The sequence below is a fragment of the Microvirga sp. 2MCAF35 genome (genome assembly GCF_052115545.1).
GTDB lineage: Bacteria > Pseudomonadota > Alphaproteobacteria > Rhizobiales > Beijerinckiaceae > Microvirga.
Genome location: NZ_JBFRGW010000016.1, coordinates 1 through 17479, shown reverse-complemented (window position 1 = coordinate 17479; position 17479 = coordinate 1). Strand labels below are relative to the sequence as shown.

Annotated in this window: 17 protein-coding genes; 4 read left to right on the top strand and 13 right to left on the bottom strand. The window is 62.5% G+C overall.

Features of this window, described 5'->3' with window-relative positions; all coding sequences use genetic code 11:
• Positions 1-158: 158 nt before the first annotated feature.
• Complete coding sequence (locus AB4097_RS10225; protein WP_442039103.1) at positions 159-1253, bottom strand: flavodoxin family protein; 1095 nt, start codon at positions 1251-1253, stop codon at positions 159-161.
• Positions 1254-1386: 133 nt separating this feature from the next.
• Here AB4097_RS10225 and AB4097_RS10220 point away from each other — a divergent pair, with 133 nt between their 5' ends.
• Entirely contained in the window at positions 1387-2214 is an 828-nt protein-coding gene (locus tag AB4097_RS10220; RefSeq protein ID WP_442039101.1) for an aldo/keto reductase, read from the top strand.
• A gap of 107 nt (positions 2215-2321) precedes the next feature.
• Here the strand turns inward: AB4097_RS10220 and AB4097_RS10215 are convergent, their stop codons facing one another.
• The 5 genes from AB4097_RS10215 to AB4097_RS10195 all read right to left on the bottom strand — a co-directional run bounded on the left by AB4097_RS10215 (position 2322) and on the right by AB4097_RS10195 (position 5244).
• Positions 2322-3131: an anti-sigma factor family protein gene (locus AB4097_RS10215; RefSeq protein WP_442039099.1), complete on the bottom strand. Its 810-nt coding sequence runs from the start codon at positions 3129-3131 to the stop codon at positions 2322-2324.
• Positions 3128-3634 carry a sigma-70 family RNA polymerase sigma factor gene (locus tag AB4097_RS10210; RefSeq protein WP_442039097.1) on the bottom strand — a complete coding sequence of 169 codons (507 nt, stop codon included), beginning with the start codon at positions 3632-3634 and terminating at the stop codon, positions 3128-3130. Before AB4097_RS10210 ends, AB4097_RS10215 begins: the two co-directional genes overlap by 4 nt.
• 56 nt (positions 3635-3690) lie before the next feature.
• On the bottom strand, positions 3691-4077 hold the full coding sequence (locus tag AB4097_RS10205) for a COG4315 family predicted lipoprotein (protein WP_442039095.1): 387 nt from the start codon (positions 4075-4077) through the stop codon (positions 3691-3693).
• Between the two features lie 84 nt (positions 4078-4161).
• Positions 4162-4695 carry a VOC family protein gene (locus AB4097_RS10200; RefSeq protein ID WP_442039093.1) on the bottom strand — a complete coding sequence of 178 codons (534 nt, stop codon included), beginning with the start codon at positions 4693-4695 and terminating at the stop codon, positions 4162-4164.
• 75 nt (positions 4696-4770) lie between these two features.
• Positions 4771-5244 (bottom strand): MarR family winged helix-turn-helix transcriptional regulator, encoded by a 474-nt coding sequence (locus AB4097_RS10195; RefSeq protein ID WP_442039091.1) that lies wholly within the window; start codon positions 5242-5244, stop codon positions 4771-4773.
• A 110-nt stretch (positions 5245-5354) separates the two neighbouring features.
• Between AB4097_RS10195 and gstA the strand changes: the two genes are divergently transcribed.
• Positions 5355-5969, top strand: coding sequence for a glutathione transferase GstA (gene gstA / locus AB4097_RS10190; RefSeq protein WP_442039089.1), 615 nt, complete (start codon positions 5355-5357; stop codon positions 5967-5969).
• A 259-nt stretch (positions 5970-6228) separates the two neighbouring features.
• Here the strand turns inward: gstA and AB4097_RS10185 are convergent, their stop codons facing one another.
• The 3 genes from AB4097_RS10185 to groES all read right to left on the bottom strand — a co-directional run bounded on the left by AB4097_RS10185 (position 6229) and on the right by groES (position 10270).
• The gene (locus tag AB4097_RS10185; protein ID WP_442039087.1) at positions 6229-8067 is read right to left on the bottom strand and encodes a calcium-binding protein; all 1839 of its coding nucleotides are present in this window, start codon (positions 8065-8067) and stop codon (positions 6229-6231) included.
• 207 nt (positions 8068-8274) lie between these two features.
• Positions 8275-9921, bottom strand: coding sequence for a chaperonin GroEL (groL, locus tag AB4097_RS10180; protein WP_442039085.1), 1647 nt, complete (start codon positions 9919-9921; stop codon positions 8275-8277).
• Positions 9922-9979: 58 nt separating this feature from the next.
• On the bottom strand, positions 9980-10270 hold the full coding sequence (gene groES / locus AB4097_RS10175; protein WP_203440895.1) for a co-chaperone GroES: 291 nt from the start codon (positions 10268-10270) through the stop codon (positions 9980-9982).
• A 434-nt stretch (positions 10271-10704) separates the two neighbouring features.
• Here groES and AB4097_RS10170 point away from each other — a divergent pair, with 434 nt between their 5' ends.
• Positions 10705-12633 carry a hypothetical protein gene (locus AB4097_RS10170; protein WP_442039082.1) on the top strand — a complete coding sequence of 643 codons (1929 nt, stop codon included), beginning with the start codon at positions 10705-10707 and terminating at the stop codon, positions 12631-12633.
• 80 nt (positions 12634-12713) lie between these two features.
• Here the strand turns inward: AB4097_RS10170 and AB4097_RS10165 are convergent, their stop codons facing one another.
• Positions 12714-13559 carry a DMT family transporter gene (locus AB4097_RS10165; protein WP_442039080.1) on the bottom strand — a complete coding sequence of 282 codons (846 nt, stop codon included), beginning with the start codon at positions 13557-13559 and terminating at the stop codon, positions 12714-12716.
• 206 nt (positions 13560-13765) lie between these two features.
• Here AB4097_RS10165 and AB4097_RS10160 point away from each other — a divergent pair, with 206 nt between their 5' ends.
• On the top strand, positions 13766-14530 hold the full coding sequence (locus tag AB4097_RS10160) for a L,D-transpeptidase (RefSeq protein ID WP_442039078.1): 765 nt from the start codon (positions 13766-13768) through the stop codon (positions 14528-14530).
• 96 nt (positions 14531-14626) lie between these two features.
• Here the strand turns inward: AB4097_RS10160 and AB4097_RS10155 are convergent, their stop codons facing one another.
• The 3 genes from AB4097_RS10155 to AB4097_RS10145 form a co-directional block, all read right to left on the bottom strand.
• Entirely contained in the window at positions 14627-15340 is a 714-nt protein-coding gene (locus AB4097_RS10155) for a DUF2076 domain-containing protein (RefSeq protein WP_442039076.1), read from the bottom strand.
• 170 nt (positions 15341-15510) lie between these two features.
• A complete protein-coding gene (locus AB4097_RS10150) occupies positions 15511-16092 on the bottom strand; it encodes an NUDIX hydrolase (RefSeq protein ID WP_442039074.1) in 582 nt (193 codons plus the stop codon).
• A gap of 9 nt (positions 16093-16101) precedes the next feature.
• Entirely contained in the window at positions 16102-16953 is an 852-nt protein-coding gene (locus AB4097_RS10145) for an SDR family NAD(P)-dependent oxidoreductase (RefSeq protein WP_442039072.1), read from the bottom strand.
• Positions 16954-17479: the final 526 nt, after the last annotated feature.

The following is a 17479-nucleotide window of genomic DNA, read 5'->3' as shown; positions in this document are numbered from 1 at the left end:
CCTCCCAGGATGAGGGCTGAGGGTTGGGACCGATCCGGTGCTCCGCTCTTTGAAGAGCGTGTCGTCAAGTGCGGCCCGGAGCCGTTTCTCCGAAGATGCTGGTGCATCGAGCGGAATCGGCCGTCTTTCCACAAAGGCATCGTGGCCGCGCTGTGGCTTTACTTCTGCCGCGGTTCTTTCAAAGTTTCGCCGGCGGAGACGAGCTTCCCCTCCCGCTTCGCCCTGACGGCCTCCAGCAGCGTCCATGCGGCGTTGCGCACCTCATCCTGCACGGCCTGATCCCGGTCGAGTTCCTCGTGGCTGGTGGCGTAGGGCTTCCAATAGCCGATATAGCGCTCGAATTCCGCGGCTGCGCCCGCGGGCTCGAGATCCATGGCGCGCAGCCAGTCGGACAGGCTGCGGCGGACGCCGCCCGCGCCCTCCGCATCACCGTGAACGATGACGGAGAAGAGGCGTCCCTCCAGGTGCTTGGGATAATCCCAGCCCTTCAGCTCGAGCCCCTTCGCGAGATCCGTCTTCTTGCCCTGGGTCGATGTCGGGTCCGGATTGCCGCCATCGGCACAGACGAGCCGGTCCATCATCAGCTTCAGGGGAGACGAGACCTGATACCAGTTGACCGGGGTGACAATCATGACGCCATGAGCTTCCACCCATTTCGGGTAGATGTCGTTCATCCAGTCCTGGGTCTGTCCGAGCGAGTAGTTGGGGTAGCAGGAACAGGGCCAGTGGCACAAAGCGGCGGCCGTCGAGAAGCAGGCCTTGCAGGGATGAATGTGGCGGCCGTACTCAGAGGTCAGACGGCTCAATTCCAGTACTTCGACCTCGGCGTTTCCGGCGCTGGCGAGAACCTGACGGGCGATCTCCACGAGACGGTAGCTCTTGGACATCTCGCCGGGACAGGTGTGCTCGCTGCGCGACGAGGCCGATATCAGGAGGAACCGGGATGGAGCGCCCGGGTCCTCGTGCCGTTTCTGCGCCAGGTCGATCGCTTCCTTCGCGGCGATCCAGTCGACCGCGAGATCGTAATCGGGATCGGCGAAGCCTGGGCCCGCCTTGCGGGTCCTGGGGCTTTTCCTGTGATGGCTGTAAGCATCCCAGGCCGCGTCGGCGATCCGCTGAAGCTCGTCCCCCAGAGGATCGAAGGCAGGATCCTGGAACTGCTGGAGAAACCGTTTGCGGAACTCGGCCTGGTCGAGGGTCGGATCGGGTGTACCCTTCCGCGCTTCTGGGACGGACAATGCGAGCTCCTGCATCGAGAGACAATGTGGCAAGCCTGCAACGCGGGGTGGCTATGCCGGTTCCGGCATGGCGCCGGCCCGGGACGATCACTATTTGCTTATTCCAACCTGACTCTAATCTCCTGCCGCACGATCAATGGAGCAGTCTATGCCGACCATACCCACTGTCCGCCTGAACGATGGAAACGCCATGCCGCAACTCGGCTACGGCGTCTGGCGGGTCTCCAACGAGGAAGCCGCGAGCGTCGTCGGCGAGGCCATCAGGGCCGGTTACCGCTCCATCGACACGGCCACCATCTACGGCAACGAGGAAGGTGTGGGGCAGGCCATCAAGGCCGCGCCCGTCTCGCGCGAGGAGCTCTTCATCACCACGAAGGTCTGGAACGACCGCCACGGCTACGACAACACCCTGCGGGCCTTCGACGAGAGCCTCGCGCGTCTCGGGCTCGATCATGTCGATCTCTATCTCATCCACTGGCCGGTCGCGGGCAGCGAAGCCTATCTCGACACATGGCGCGCGCTGATCAAGCTGAAGCAGGATGGCCGCGCGAAATCCATCGGCGTGTCGAACTTCATGGTGCCGCATCTGCAGCGGCTGATCGGCGAAACCAGCGTGACGCCGTCCGTCAATCAGATCGAGCTGCATCCGGGCTTCCAGCAGAAGGAACTGCGCGAGTTCCATGCGGCGAACGGGATTGCCACCGAGGCCTGGAGTCCGCTCGGCCAGGGCACGCTTCTCGAGAACGAAGAGCTCGTCGCCCTCGCGCGCAAGTTCGACAAGACTCCGGCCCAGGTCATCCTTCGCTGGCATCTGGATAACGGCTTCATCGCGATCCCGAAGTCCGTCACGCCTTCGCGCATCCGCGAGAACCTCGATATCTTCGATTTCGTGATGGATGCGGAAGATGTGCGCGCCATCGTCAGGCTCGACGATGCCTCCGGCCGCGTCGGCCCGGACCCGGCTGTGTTCGGCTAGAGCTTTTTTCGGTGAAGTGGATCCGGTTCACCGTCAAAAACGCGGCAAATCAAAGCAAAGAGCTGATTCCATTTACATGGAATCAGCTGTAGGCATCGCCAAGAAGGCTACAAGTGTCCCTTTGCGGGTTCGCTTGTAGCCTCAAGCTGCTTGTAGATCACTTCGGCAATCGGCAGAAGCTCGGCACGGCTCACTTTTGCCGTCACCACATAGGACAGACCTTTGTCGATCCAGGAGCATGCGGAAACACCGTCCCGCTCCTCGAAACGGAAGGATGTTTCCGCCTCGTCTCCGCCTGAGCGGGCATAGAGCGTCAGGCGATTTCCGCCCACGCTCTCATACATGAATTGCGCCGCCGCCTCGCCGCTGTCGGGAAGCAGCCGCCCACCGATGAGGTGATAGCCCTGGGCATTCAGATTCGGCGCCGTCAGCGGCTTGCCCACGCGGCGCGACAGCCATTGCACGAGATGCGCCTCCTGGTCGGCGGGAACCTCCACGGGGTGCAGCCGCTCGCTGACATAGATGCGATGCGCCGCGATGGCGTTGTCGGCGACGCTCACGGCCTCCGCCTGCCTCTGCGTGCGGGACGCCCACCAGAAGCCGCCCCAGGCGCCCAAGACTCCGCCGATCGCAAGCCACGCCAGAACGGCGGCGAATGCCGCAGGACGCCATGGCGAGGAGCGGCGCCGCACAGCCATGATATTGGCGACGCGCAGTCGCGAGGGAATGGGCTCCTGAGCCTTGAAGGCGAGTCGCGTGCGCAGGGCCTCCCGATGCGCGCTCTCGCGCTCGACCTGTTCGGCCGTCCCCGGATGCTCGGCGAGATAGGCCGTCACCGCGTCGCGCCGCGACGACGGGAGCCTGCCATCGACAAAGGCCTGCAGATCGTCTTCTCCGATGGGTCGCTCGCCCGTCACTTCACTCTCCTCAAGGTGGCGCTGCGCCCGTTCTCCATGAACTCCCTCAGACGCGACCGCGCGCGGCTCAGGCGGGACATCACCGTGCCGAGCGGGATGTCCAGCACCTGCGCGGCCTGCTCGTAGGACAGGTCCTCGACACCGATCAGCAGCAGGATGGAACGCTGCTCCTCGGGCAGGGCATCGAGCCCCCTCAGGACGTCGTACAACCCGGCATGGCTTTCCGGGCTCATGTCGGGGGCCTGAACGTCGTTCAGGGCGTCCTCACCCACGCGCGTGCCGTGCGCCCTGCGCCGGCGCAGGCTGTTGATGAACAGGTTGCGCTGGATCGCGAAGAGCCAGGCCCGCAGATCGCCGTCGCGTCGCTGGCTCCAGCGGCTGATCGCGCGCTCCAGCGTATCCTGGACGAGATCGTCCGCCGCCTCGCCGTCGCGCAGGAGCGCCCAGGCGTAGCGGCGCAGGCCCGGTATCTGCGGTTCGAGAAGGGAGGCGATCTCGTCCAAGGTCAAGTCTCGGTTGGCGGCATCATTCAACGATGAACCGGCCCGTCCTGCAACACTTACGGTGCCGCGACATGCCAGACGTTGTTGACGCCGTCGCCCGTGACCTCGCCGGGCTTGGTGTCCTTCACCCAGAGATAGAGCGGCTTGCCCTTATAGGCCCATTGCTTGGAGCCGTCGTCGCGGGTCACCACGCTCCAGTCGCCCGATGCGGCGGCGGCGCCGGCTGCCATGAGCGGCGGCCAGTTCTGGGCGCATTGGCCGTTGCAGGCGGATTTCCCGGCCGTATCGCGGTCGAAGGTGTAAAGGGTCATGCCCTTGGCATCGACGAGGGCCTTGCCCTTGCTCGTATCCGCGACCTTCGCAGGCGCTGCGGTCTGTGCAAGTGCAGCGGATGCGGCGAGAAGGGCTCCGGCCAGGATTGCCGGACGCAGTAGCAGCTTCATGGGTGTCCTCCTGAGGTCGATGATGACCACAAGTCGAGAGACACCCCAAGCCCGGCCTTATTCCAGGCTCCGGGATAATTTTCTTCACCGTCCCATGGCGTTGAAGCCGCTCTCGTCGATGGGCTCGCGTAGTTCGATCCGATGGCGGCCGTTGTCACGGATCTGCGCCGTGCGAAAGCGGCCGTCGAGCTCGTCTTCGGGGTTCTGAAGGATATCCACCCCAGCCTTCCGCAGGCGTGCGACCTCCTTGTCCACATCGGGAACGAGCAGACTGATGACCGGCAGCCGCGTGACCGTCACTGCGGGGTCCTGATCCTGTTGCAGCAGGTGATCGACCTCGGTGACCTCCAGGAGAAAGCCGGTTCGCTCCAGAACGGCTGTGCGCCCCTGAACAAAGTTCTCGGAGCCAATCAGCCGAAACCCGAGCTTGTCCTGGTACCAGCGCAGGGTCTCGTCGAAATCCGGCGTTCGGATGGCCGTGGAACTGGGACGCGAGGCTGGCTCCGACTGCGCCCGAGCCGAAGGCAGTCCCGGGATGACGGCAGCCACGAGGAGAAGAGCCAGGCTGGCCACAATGCTGCGCCGTGATCTGGTCGAGAGTGAGGAACTGCGTGTCACGGAGGATCCCTCGTCGGCTGGAACTTAGCCGTCTTCTCTCATGAACGCCCTTCGGTCCAGATCGTTCGTCGAGGCTCAGGCATTCTCGGAATGCATCAGCTTCAGCAGGAGGGCTGCAAGCTGCTCCGCCTCCTCCTCCGAGAGTTTCCCGCCGATGGAGCGGTTGATGGCCGGACCGTAGACACCCCACATGCGTCTCTGGAGCGCCCGCCCCTCCTCGGTGATCTCGACGAGCTGGCGCCGCCGGTCCCCAGGGTAAGGCACCCGGCGCACAAGCCCGTCGCTCTCCATCCGGTCCAGAAGACGGGACAGGTTGTACTGCTCGAAGAGCACCGCATCCTCGATCTCCCGCGGCGAGGAACGGCCGTCGGAACGGCGCTTCAGATGCAGGAGCACGTCGTACCAGGTCAGAGCCGGAAACCCAGCGCCTTTCAACTCCGCTTCGATCTGGCCGACAACCGCCCTCCCCGCCCGGATGAGGCGGACCCAGGCATCTGTCACAGCATCCGACGGTTCCTGCACATCTTGCGCCACGGCAAAGCCCTTCATGCTTCCATGCAATTGCATCATGTTTGACATTTCGATGCAAGTGCATATAAGTATTCATGCAACTGCATGAAATTTCCAACCGGCTCTCGCCAAACATAAGGACCACACCGATGAAGCTATACTACAGCCCCGGCGCCTGCTCGCTCGCTCCCCATATCGTGGCCCGCGAGGCCGGCCTTCCGGTCACCCTCGTGAAGGTGGATCTCTCGAAGCATCTCACCGAGACCGGCGAGAACTACCGCGCCATCAACCCCAAGGGCTATGTGCCGGCCATCGCCTTGCAGGACGGCTCCCTGCTCACGGAAGCGGCCGCGATCATCCAGTACCTCGCCGACCAGCAACCAGGCGCCGGCCTTGCCCCCGCCAACGGCACCACGGAGCGCTATCGCCTGATCGAGTGGCTGACCTTCATCAGCTCGGAGATCCACAAGGGCTTCGGCCCGCTCTGGAACCCCACGACGCCGGATTCCGTGAAGGCCGCCGCGAAGGACCGCCTTGCCACCCGCTTCGCCTATCTCGACGAGACGCTCGCCAAGCAGCCCTTCCTGATGGGCGACACCTTCACGATCGCCGATGCCTATCTCTTCACGGTGATGAACTGGACGAACTTCCACGCCATCGATATCTCGTCCTTCAATAACCTGAGCGCCTTCATGGCCCGCGTGGCCGAGCGCCCGAAGGTGCAGGAAGCGCTTATGGCCGAAGGCCTGAAGCAGGCGGCGTAAGTTTTTATCGCGCATCGTGCGAAAAGTGGGCATGGCCCTTTCACACCGCACGATGCGCACTTCAAAACACAGACCATGGACACCCTCTCACCTCATCCAGAGGAGCAGACGCAGTCTGCGTCTCGAAGGAGTGTCCAGTGTCGTCTGGAACCTCCTTCGAGACGGATTGCTCACGCAATCCTCCTCAGGATGAGGGCCGAGTGTTTGAATGATATGGGTACGTCGTGCAGACCCGCAGGGTCACACGATGCGCCAGACATCACACGGTGAAGATGTCGTCCGCCAGCAGCAGCGTCCCCACCTTCAATTGCGCGAACTTGATCGCCGTGTATTTCGTGCCCGTGCCGTCCGCGTCGTAGGACAGGGCGCCGGTCTTGTCGTTGTAGATGATGCGGTCGCTCCTGTCGTGCGCCTGGGCGCCGATCCAGAAGGCGCCTTTGGTCAGCATGCCCTTCTGGATCTTGCCGAACACCGCCTTCGCCAGGCTGATCGAGTCGTCGGCATGCTGAAAATCCAAAATGCGGTCCACGTTCTTGGGACCGAGCTTGCAGCTGAACGCAAACGTATCCTGCCCGTCGCCCCCGGTCAGCGTGTCGTTCCCGAGGCCGCCGTTGAGATAATCGTGCCCGCTCTCGCCCGCGAAGGTGTCAGCCTTCTTGCCACCATGGAACGAATGGCTCTTGATCGGAGACATGATGGCTGTGGACGGTGCGACGGCGGGAAGAGGAGCGGAAGCATCCACAGGAGTGAGCGGTGCCGAAGGCGGCACGAATGGCCCTGTCGGATTAGGGGCTGGCGTCGTCGGAGCAGGCGCGGACGACACCGTCGGCAGGGTGAAGATCATGTCGTTGAAGAGCGCGAACTCGACGCCAGTGAGCACATCCACGCTATCGCCTGGAAAGCGCGAGTCTACGATAGTTACAGTGCCATTTGCATTGAGGGACACATCGTAGTCGGAGAAACGACCTGAGAACACAGCAATGTCTGTGCCGCTTCCGCCAATGAGAGTGTCGTTGCCGGCCCCACCATTGAGAATGTCATTACCGCCCTGTCCATCAAGTAAGTCGTGGCCAGCAGCACCGACAAACATGTTTGCGACGTCGTTGCCGATGAATCTGTCATCATCCGAGTTGCCGATCAAGTTCTCGACATTACGGACCGTGTACCACGCGATATAACCGACGTTATTGACCTGCTGTTCCTGAGTAATTCTCAGGTCGATGCTAATTGGCACGCCATATTGATAATTCTCCCAGGCGAATTTCAGCGTATCGATGCCCCCACCGCCATCGATGAAGTTATGACCGCCATCACCATAAAACGTTTCGGAGCCATCACCACCATAGGCGATATCGTCGCCTTTGCCGAGGTTGATAACGCCACTGACTGTTCCGCCTCGACCATCGTACACGTCCTCGCCGTCGAAGAGGAAGATATCACCCTCAATATGTCCCTGGTTTCTGATGATGTTTTGGCCGTAAGTAACTCCAAAAATAGCTTCATTGAAATCACCACCGCCTTTAATCAAACCTGTATTATTTATAACAAGCTTTGCATCTTGGCGGGAAAGAGATCCGAACTCTATGCCAGCACCATTGCTACCTCCTTCAATCGTGCCGGAATTGTTGATGATGATCTGAGCGCTATCGGACGGAACACTACCAGTAACTCTCCACTCAATACCAATATAATCGCTTTTGATGGTACCCGAATTTGTGATGGAAGCCTGAACACTCTCAACCGAAATGCCAGCGCCTGCTCCCCAGAGAGCGCCTGCATTGGTCAGGATGTTCGCCCCGTCCCCTTCCTGACCTGTAGTAAACTCAATACCGAACCGCAGGCCCGATACAGTGCCGGAAGTTCCGATGTTGATTGCCCCATGTGTGGCAATCGCCGTTGAATGTGCCGAGACCGTGCCGTCAATGAAGAGGGTGGTGTTACTTCCACAGTTGATGCCGTTGGCCCCGAAGCCAAGGGCTTCAATAGAGGCACCCTGGGAGAGAATGACGGTATCGTCTCTCACAAGGTCGAGTGCGTGGTCATAACTATCGTGCGTAGGCGGCAGCGGCCGCGTCTGATCAATCACGTAAATAGTCATGCTTTCCCCCGGCAGATAAATTTTCCTAATGTTATTATATTTCTTTAACCTTGGCAATATTAAACAAAAAAGCCCCGGGGTTTCCTCCGGGGCCTTCCGTTAAGTCAGAACTGTTCGGCGGGACTTCTTAGAAGTCCATGCCGCCACTCAAGTCCGGCTTGCCGGACTTGAGCTTTTCTGAGTGATGGGCGGCTTTTCTTGGACTTCTTAGAAGTCCATGCCGCCCATGCCGCCCATGCCGCCGCCCGGCATGGCCGGAGCGGATTCGCGCTTGGGAGCCTCGGCGACCATGGCTTCGGTCGTGACGAGCAGGCCGGCCACGGAGGCGGCGTCCTGCAGAGCCGTGCGGACGACCTTCGCCGGGTCGACGATGCCGGCCTGGAGCATGTCCACGAACTCTTCCGTCTGGGCGTTGAAGCCGAAGGTGTCGGACTTGGCGTTGTCGTTGATCTTGCCGACCACGATCGAGCCTTCCACGCCGGCGTTCTCGGCGATCTGGCGGATCGGAGCCTCAAGGGCGCGCAGCACGATCTTGATGCCGGCCTGGACGTCCGGGTTGTCGGTCGTCAGCTTGGCGACCGCGCCCTTGGCGCGCAGGAGAGCCGTGCCGCCGCCGGGGACGATGCCTTCTTCCACCGCAGCGCGGGTGGCGTTCAGGGCGTCGTCGACGCGGTCCTTCTTCTCCTTCACCTCGACCTCGGTCGCGCCGCCGACGCGGATCACCGCGACGCCGCCGGCGAGCTTGGCCAGACGCTCCTGGAGCTTCTCACGGTCGTAGTCCGAGGTGGTCTCCTCGATCTGCGCCTTGATCTGCGACACGCGGGCCTCGATGTCGGCCTTCTGGCCGGCGCCGTCGATGATCGTGGTGTTCTCCTTCTCGATGCGGACGCGCTTGGCGCGGCCGAGCATCGGGAGCTGCACGGTCTCGAGCTTGATGCCGAGATCTTCGGAGATCGTCTGGCCGGCGGTCAGGACGGCGATGTCCTCGAGCATGGCCTTGCGGCGGTCGCCGAAGCCCGGAGCCTTCACGGCGGCAATCTTCAGGCCGCCACGGAGCTTGTTGACCACGAGGGTGGCGAGAGCCTCGCCTTCCACGTCCTCGGCGATGATGAGGAGCGGCTTACCGGTCTGAACGACGGCCTCGAGGATCGGCAGCATGGGCTGGAGCGAGGAGAGCTTCTTCTCGTGGATGAGGATGTAGGGATCCTCGAGCTCGGCCACCATCTTCTCGGCGTTGGTGATGAAGTACGGCGAGAGATAGCCGCGGTCGAACTGCATGCCTTCCACGACATCGAGCTCGGTCTCGGCGGTCTTGGCTTCCTCGACGGTGATGACACCCTCGTTGCCGACCTTCTGCATGGCATGGGCGATCATCTCGCCGATGTCCTTGTCGCCGTTGGCGGAAATCGTGCCGACCTGGGCGACCTCATCGGAGGACTTCACCTTCTTGGCGCGGGACTGGATGTCCTTCACGGCCTCGGCGGTGGCAAGATCGATGCCGCGCTTGAGGTCCATCGGGTTCATGCCGGCGGCAACCGCCTTGGCGCCCTCGCGGACGATGGCCTGGGCCAGAACCGTCGCCGTGGTGGTGCCGTCACCGGCGATGTCGTTGGTCTTCGAGGCCACTTCGCGCACCATCTGGGCGCCCATGTTCTCGAACTTGTCGGAGAGCTCGATCTCCTTGGCGACGGTGACGCCGTCCTTGGTGATGCGCGGCGCGCCGAAGGACTTCTCGATCACCACGTTGCGGCCCTTGGGACCCAGCGTGACCTTCACGGCATCGGCGAGAATGTCGACGCCGCGCAGCATCTTGTCGCGAGCATCGGAGGAGAACTTAACGTCTTTGGCAGCCATGGGCTTTGCCTCCAGGTGTTGTGTTCAAAAAATTCGGGATAAGGGCTTTTCGGCGAACTTACTTCGCGACGACGCCCATGATGTCGGATTCCTTCATGATCAGGAGATCCTGACCATCGATCCGCACCTCGGTGCCGGACCACTTGCCGAACAGGACGCGGTCGCCGGCCTTCACGTCGAGGGCGACGACTTTGCCGCTCTCGTCACGGGCGCCGGGGCCGACAGCGACGACTTCGCCCTCTTGCGGCTTTTCCTTGGCGGTGTCCGGGATGATGATGCCACCGGCCGTCTTCTCTTCGGCTTCGATGCGGCGGACGACAACGCGGTCGTGCAGCGGACGGAACTTCATGGAACTTCCCCTTTGACGATAGGCGCGACCCCTCTGGCCGCGCCGGTCTCCTTGGCTGTTAGCACTGTTCGTTGACGAGTGCTAACGCTCGCCGCGAGATAGGCATATGCGAGAGGGGAGTCAAGAGACCTGCCGAAAGGTCAGCAGCAAAAATCTTGCCGACAGACCCGCCTCGACACTGTCGCAGCGTCAATTTGCAAAGTAATATCATTCTGTTAAGCTATGGGAATGCCTTCTTAAGAGACTCCCATGACCCTTCACGTCATCGATCCCGATCATCCGTTGCCGCCGACCCGTGGCGACCGTGAATTCGCGCTCCCGCCCAGCATGACGAGAACCCCAGCGATTGGACCAGAACTCACTTTCGCATGACGCGGGTGAGCTTGTTTAATGCAACTAAGTAGCTAAGACACCTCCAAAGACTGGGAGTTCTCATGACCACTTACGTTATTGATGCCACTAATCCTGCGCCGCCACGCCAAGGCGATGCTGGCCTTTTTCTGCGGAATGGGGATTCTCTAGTCCTGCTTGAAAGTGGTGAGATCCTGGGGATGGGATATGGAGATGCCGTCTATGGGGACGGTAACAACCTCATCACCGTTGCAGGTCGACTCCACAGTAATAATTGGGGCGGAATCGTTACACAAGGAAGGGTTACGATTACCGCGACGGGTGAAGTAAGCACAGGGTCCAGTTGGGGCTATTTCGGGATCGTACTCAATGAAGGCGGGCCCAATTATCTCAATAATGCTGGATCAGTGCTCGGCGGAGTGCTGTTCTACTCGGGTCACAACGAACTGATTAATTCGGGTCTCATTTCCAAAGGAATCACATGCGGGATTAGCGCATCAGGATCTCCCTCCTTTAGTCTTCAGAATACAGGTACGATCACCGGAGACGACCGCTATGCCGTTTGGGGTGAGACGGACGCGCCAAACACGATCATCAACAGTGGTAGCATCGTTGGTAATATTTCTCTGGGCCAAGATAATGATTTTTATGACGGGAGGGGCGGTCATCTCCAAGGTGAGATAGCTCTCGGTGCCGGAGAGGATATCGCCTTCGGCGGAGACGGCGCAGACTCTTTCTTCCTTGGCATGTTCATCGAGGGTGTCGAGAGTGGTTCGGGACAAGGAACGGATTTCATAGATGGAGGCAGCGGCTCCGATACCTTGCGTTTCTATGATTCCGTCACGGTCGATCTTCGTATGAAAGGCAGTCAGCTTCTGAAGCAGGGGACTTGGGCCACTCTTCGCGGAATCGAGAACCTAGCCGGCGGGCGCTTCAATGATGACTTCAGCGGCAACGATACTCAAAATGTTCTTAGTGGGAACGCCGGCAACGATAAGCTTGCTGGTTATGGCGACGACGACAGGCTGGTCGGCGGGATCGGGAACGATGTGTTGTCGGGCGGTGACGGCACGGATATCGCAGTCTTTGCCGCGAGCTTCTCCAGCTATGACATCGTGCGCCAAGCTGATGGAAGCTGCACGGTCACCGACCGTCGGCGAGACAGTGCCGATAACGAAGGCACCGACACCCTCACCGGTATCGAGTATCTCCAATTCGCCGACCGCACCATCGCGGTGGCGACAAACTCCGCACCGACTTCCGTTTCCCTCAGCAGCACGCTGGTCGATGGCGATGCTCCGGTCGGCACGCTGATCGCTATTCTGAGCGGTGTCGATCCCGATGGCGATGCGCTCGGCTACTCGCTTGTGAGCAATCCGGGCAACCATTTCCGCATCCACGGCAACAAGCTCCTGGTCGACCGCGCCTTCACCGACCGCGACGCCGACATCAGCATCACCGTGCGCGCGAGCGACCCGCACGGCGCCTCCATCGACCGCACCTTCGTCATCGAGGTGGATCCGGACGTGATCTCGATCCCGCCGGGAGAAGTTCCGGAGGTTATTGACGACCCTGCAATCGCGCCCGCTACTATCACCTCCCTCACCCTGACCGGCGGCAGGAAGGCGGATGTTCTCGTGGGCGGGGACGGCGACGATCTGCTCAACGGCGGGCTTGGAATCGACAAGCTCACCGGCGGCGGCGGCGCCGACGTGTTCGCGTTCTCGACGAAGCTCGGCAAGACGAACGTGGACATTGTCACGGATTTTCGCGAAGGCGACGTGATCCAGCTGTCGAAGGCGGTGTTCGGGAAGATCGGCACGGGCGCTTTGAAGGACGGCGCGCTCCGCTTCGGCAAGACGGCGCTGGACAAGGATGACCGCATCCTGATCGACAGGAAGTCGGGCGATGCGTTCTACGATGCGGACGGCTCGGGGACGAAATACGCGGCGGTGAAGTTCGCGACCTTCAAGAAGGCGCATCTCGACGCGGGCGATTTCCTCATCGTGTGATCGGCCTTCCCGTCATGCCAGAACTTTGTCCGGCATGACAGGCTCTTGCCTCGAACCCAGCCTGGGACGGCAGGTTGAGGTCAGCGCCGCGAGGTCATGGCGGCTGCGGCCACGATGAGGATGCCGCCGCCGAGGGTTGCCCAGGTGGGGATTTCGCTGAAGACCCCGTAGCCGATCAGCACGGCCCAGATCAGGGCTGTGTATTCGAGAGGCGCCAGCCGCGCCGCCTCGGCCTTGGCATAGGCGGTCGCCATGAGCACATGGCCGATCACGCCCAGCACCCCCATCAGCATGAACCAGGCCAGGTGCTCGTAGTGAAGGGGCTGCCACGCCCAGAGGCCGAAGGGCGCCACCAGGATGAACGGCCCGATATTCTGGAAGATGACGATGTGCAGGAACTTGTCCCGCTGGGCGCGCTGGCGCAGGAGCACGAGGCTCAGCGCGTAGGTGATCGCCGACAAGAGGGCCGCGCCGACGCCCGTCCACGAGCGCGCCGCGTTCGCCTCCCCCGTCTGGCCGAGCACGACTACGAGGGTTCCCAGGAACCCGATGCCGATGGCGCCGACGATCCGGCTGTCGACCCTCTCCCGCAGCATCAGCATCCCGAACAGGGCGATGAACATCGGCGACAGGAACGACAGGACGAGGGTCTCGGCGAGCGGCAGCTGCCCCAGGGCATAGAAGAAGCTCAGGGCCGTGACGACCGCGATCACGGAGCGGATCGCATTGGCCGCAACGGTCTCGCGGTTTGGCCAGCCGGGCCTCAGAACCGAAACGACGCCGGTGACGACGATGCTTCCGCACATGAAGCGCAGGAACGCCACCTGGAAGGTCGGGTAATGGGCGGACATCCCCTTGATGACCGCATCCATGATGGAGAGAACCGCGATGCCTGCGGCCGCCCGGAGGGCGGGACCGAATTTCATGATGTCACGACGATGTGAGAACCGGCGTCCGGGATGAGCGCCGTCGAAGGAAGAGGCTCTTACCGCACTTTCCCTGGCGGTTCACTCCCTTTTCGCAGCGTCGTCAGGAAAGCTCTCCTGCCTTTCCTGCTTAAATTCATCCAGCTTGGCGGAAACAAAAGCCGCGCTTGCCGTTTATTCTGCAAATCACCGATAAGGATACGTCAATGCGCGCTTGGATCCCTTGCTCTGCAATGCTTCTGGCCGTCCTTCTGCCGGCCGCCGCCTCGGCGCAGCCGGTCTATGGAAACGGCAATTTCTACGGCAATACTTACATCGCTCCGGGCTACGACTACCCCTATGCCCGCGCGGAGGACGGCTATCGCGAGAGCTATCCCCTCGTGACCCGTCCGTCGGCTCGCGCCTCGCAGGCCGAGCGCATGGCGGGCTATCCCTACGACGTGACCACCACCGGCAGCACCGTGGCCTCCCTGCCGCAGGATTACGGGAACGGCACGGGCTACGACAACAGCATCGATTATGCGATCGCGCCCGAGTTCCAGCGCCAGCTCGTGTCCTATCAGGGCAACGAGCGTCCAGGCACGATCGTGGTCGATACCAGCAACAAGTTCCTCTACCTGGTGCAGGACGGCGGCCGGGCGATCCGCTACGGCATCGGCGTCGGCCGCGAGGGCTTCGAGTGGCGCGGACGCCAGACCGTTTCCATGAAGCGCGAGTGGCCGTCGTGGCGCCCGCCGGCCGACATGCTGCGCCGCCGCCCGGATCTTCCCCGCTTCATGGAAGGCGGACCTGACAATCCGCTCGGCGCCCGGGCCCTCTATCTCGGCTCATCGCTCTACCGTATCCACGGCACCAACGAGCCGCACACCATCGGCCAGGCCGTCTCGTCGGGCTGCATCCGCATGCTGAACGACGATGTGACGGACCTCTACAACCGCGTGAAGGTCGGAGCGAGCGTGGTCGTTCTCTGATCGCGGAACCCACTCGGTTTGCCGTTGCGCAGGATGGCCGGGGCGAGCCCGGCCATTCGCTTTTGGGGATCGTCCTTCATCGGAAGGCAGGTGGTCTCAGGCCCAGTCGCCCTCGTCTCCACCGTCGCCGCCGAAGTCGGAAAAGTCCTGTTCGTCTTCCTGTGGGTTCTGGTCCTGGTTCGGGTAGAGCGCATCCGTGATGCCGGCATTGCCGGCGTCGGCCGTTTGATCGGCACCGCCCAGGCCGGCTGCAGACGCCACGTTACTCAAGGGATTGTTGTCGCCGCTGAAGGCATGGCTCAGGGCGTTGGCGATCATCATGCCGCCCGCGACGCCCGCCGCCGTCGTCAGCGCGCTCCCGAGGAACCCGCCTCCGCCGCTACGCTGCATCATGCCACCCCAGGGGCCGGGCGCGCCGCCCATCGGGCCGCCTTGCGGAGCCCCGTAGGGCTGCTGCTGCGGCTGAGGCTGGCCCCAGGGGGAGGCCTGCCGGGCCGGCGGCGCGTTGTAGGCGGGCTCCGGGGGCCGCGATGCGCCGCCGCCGAAGATGCTGGACAGGAAACCGCCCTGTTGCTGCGGCTGGCGGCTCACCCGGTCGAGCTCGGCGCGCAGGCGCTCGTTGTCGGCCTGGAGATTGGCCAGGGCCTGCTCCTGAACGAAGACCGCCTGGGCCAGGGCATAGGGCGCATAGGGCTGCCGACGCAGCTTCTCGGCGATGTAGCGCTCCGCCTCCGGCTCCCGCGGCTGGTTCGCCACCTGCTCGAGGCGCTGGAATATATCGTCGATGACCTGACGTTCCTGATCGTTCATCGCATCCTCCTTCAAGACTAAAGCCTCGGACCCAAAAGTGGACCCCACTTTTGGGACCCAATCCGATGCTTTCTCCATTGATGAGAGCATCGTTCTTCGCGGAAAACCGGATCCACTTTTCCGCACGATGCTCTAATTGGAGAAGGATGTAAGCATGCCCCGGGCTTTTGTTAGGGGCCGACAAGGCCGAGTTTGCGCATATTCCGCAAGCCCTGCGGGGCTATGCATTCCAGATCCTGAAGGCCGCGCCATTCGGCGCCATGCACCTCCCGCAGGTCCGGACGAAGGACATCGTGCTCCCATGCCCTTACCACATAGCGAATGTCGTGATGCCAGTGCTCGGGCTCGTCCCGCTCCGGTCGCGCCGGAATGCTGTGGCTGTCGATGTCGACGGGCAACCCCGTCTCCCCGTGCCACGGGTCGATCACAAGGTCGTGCATCCCGGTCTCCTCGATGGCCTCGCGCAGGGCGGAGACTGGCAGATCGTCGGGCGGCTCGTAATGGCCGCCGGGCTGCAGCCAGCGCTCCAGGGAGCGATGGTGAATCAGGAGGATGCGCCGGCCCGTCTGGTCGAGGATGAATGCCGAGGTGGTGACATGGCCCGGGAAGGTCCGGCGCGAATGGATGTCGTCCCCGGCCTCGATCTGGCGCCGCAGAATCGCATGCCGGTCCTCGGGGAGGCCGAAGGCCCTGGCGTGATCGTCCAGGATCTGGCGGACCTGACGGCGGAAGGCTGCGGGGTCGAACCTCACGACTTGTCCTCAGCCTTCCATCACCTTGGCGAAGGCATCCTTGTAATCGGGATGCCAGCGCGAGAGCGGCGGGCGGTTCTCGATGATATCCTCGGCGGCCCAGCGGATGCGCTTCTCGTCCATCTCCCGGGTCGTCTCGTTGTCGGGGCAGAGCACGTAGAAGTCGCCGCGCTCCAGGGCCGGCAGCAGGAAATCGACGACCTGCTCCGGCGCCCAGGCGCCGGCCGGCTTCTCGGTGACGCCCCTCGCCCTGGTGAAGCCCGTATAGACGAAGCCCGGGATGAGCAGATGCACGCTCACCCGGCAATCGGGCCGGTTGCGCAGTTCGTGCGCCAGGCTTTCCGTGAAGACCTTCACGCCCGCCTTGGAGATGTTGTAGGCCGTGTTGCCGGGCGGCGTGGTGATGCCCTGCTTCGATCCGGTGTTGATGATCGCGCATGGGGTTTTCTGGTCGATCATGGACGGGGCGAAGACCTGCGCCCCGTTGATCACGCCCCAGAGATTCGTCTCCAGGATCGCATTCCAGCGCTGCAGGTCGCCGAACATCTCCCCGCCGCCCTCTGTGCCGGCATTGTTCATCAGCAGGGCCACCTCGCCGAAGGCGGCATGAACCCTCTCCTTGAGCGTCTGGACGTCTCCCAGCCGGCTGACGTCGGTGGCGACGGCCAGCACGTTCTCCGGCTTGCCGGCCACGCGCTTCACCTCCTCGTCGGCGCGCTGGAGAGCCTCGCCCTCGAGATCGGCCAGACAGACCTTCATGCCGAGTTCCGCGAAGCGCCAGGCGGCCGCAAGCCCGATGCCGCTCGCGGCTCCGGTGATGACGGCGACGCGGCCGGGGGCGATTGCTGGATGCTGGGCCATCGTAGGGATCCTTCATGCCTGTCGTGGAGGCGTTTGCGATTCGATGATGGGCTCAAAGTGGCGCGCGGCGGCTCGTTCGCCAAGGTGGGCAGAGCGATCGGCGAATTGCGCCGGGCGCAGCGTTCGACGTTTTCGCTTTCCGGCTGGAGATGACACCCGCCCTGTCATGGCCGGCCTTGTGCCGGCCATCCCGATACGGTGGGGCGCGGCGTTTCATGTGATCGGGATCACCGGGCTTGTTGTACGGCCTTGAGACATACCTGACAGCTGTTCGGAGACATACCTGACACTTCTGCTGTGGCGGCAGGGAGGTCGGGATGGGTTGGCTGGAGGTATCTGTGACGGAGCGGCGTCGGGAGTTCGTGCTGCTGGCGTCGCTAGATGTGAGATCTGAGGAGGTTGTTCATCCCGTCTGAGGGCCTGAAGGTGGTCGTTGCGACACGAACCCCTGACGGACCTGAGAGATGAACAACCCGCACCAGAATGCCCGCACGACCCGGCTGGGTCGAGCGGAAATGATCCGCCG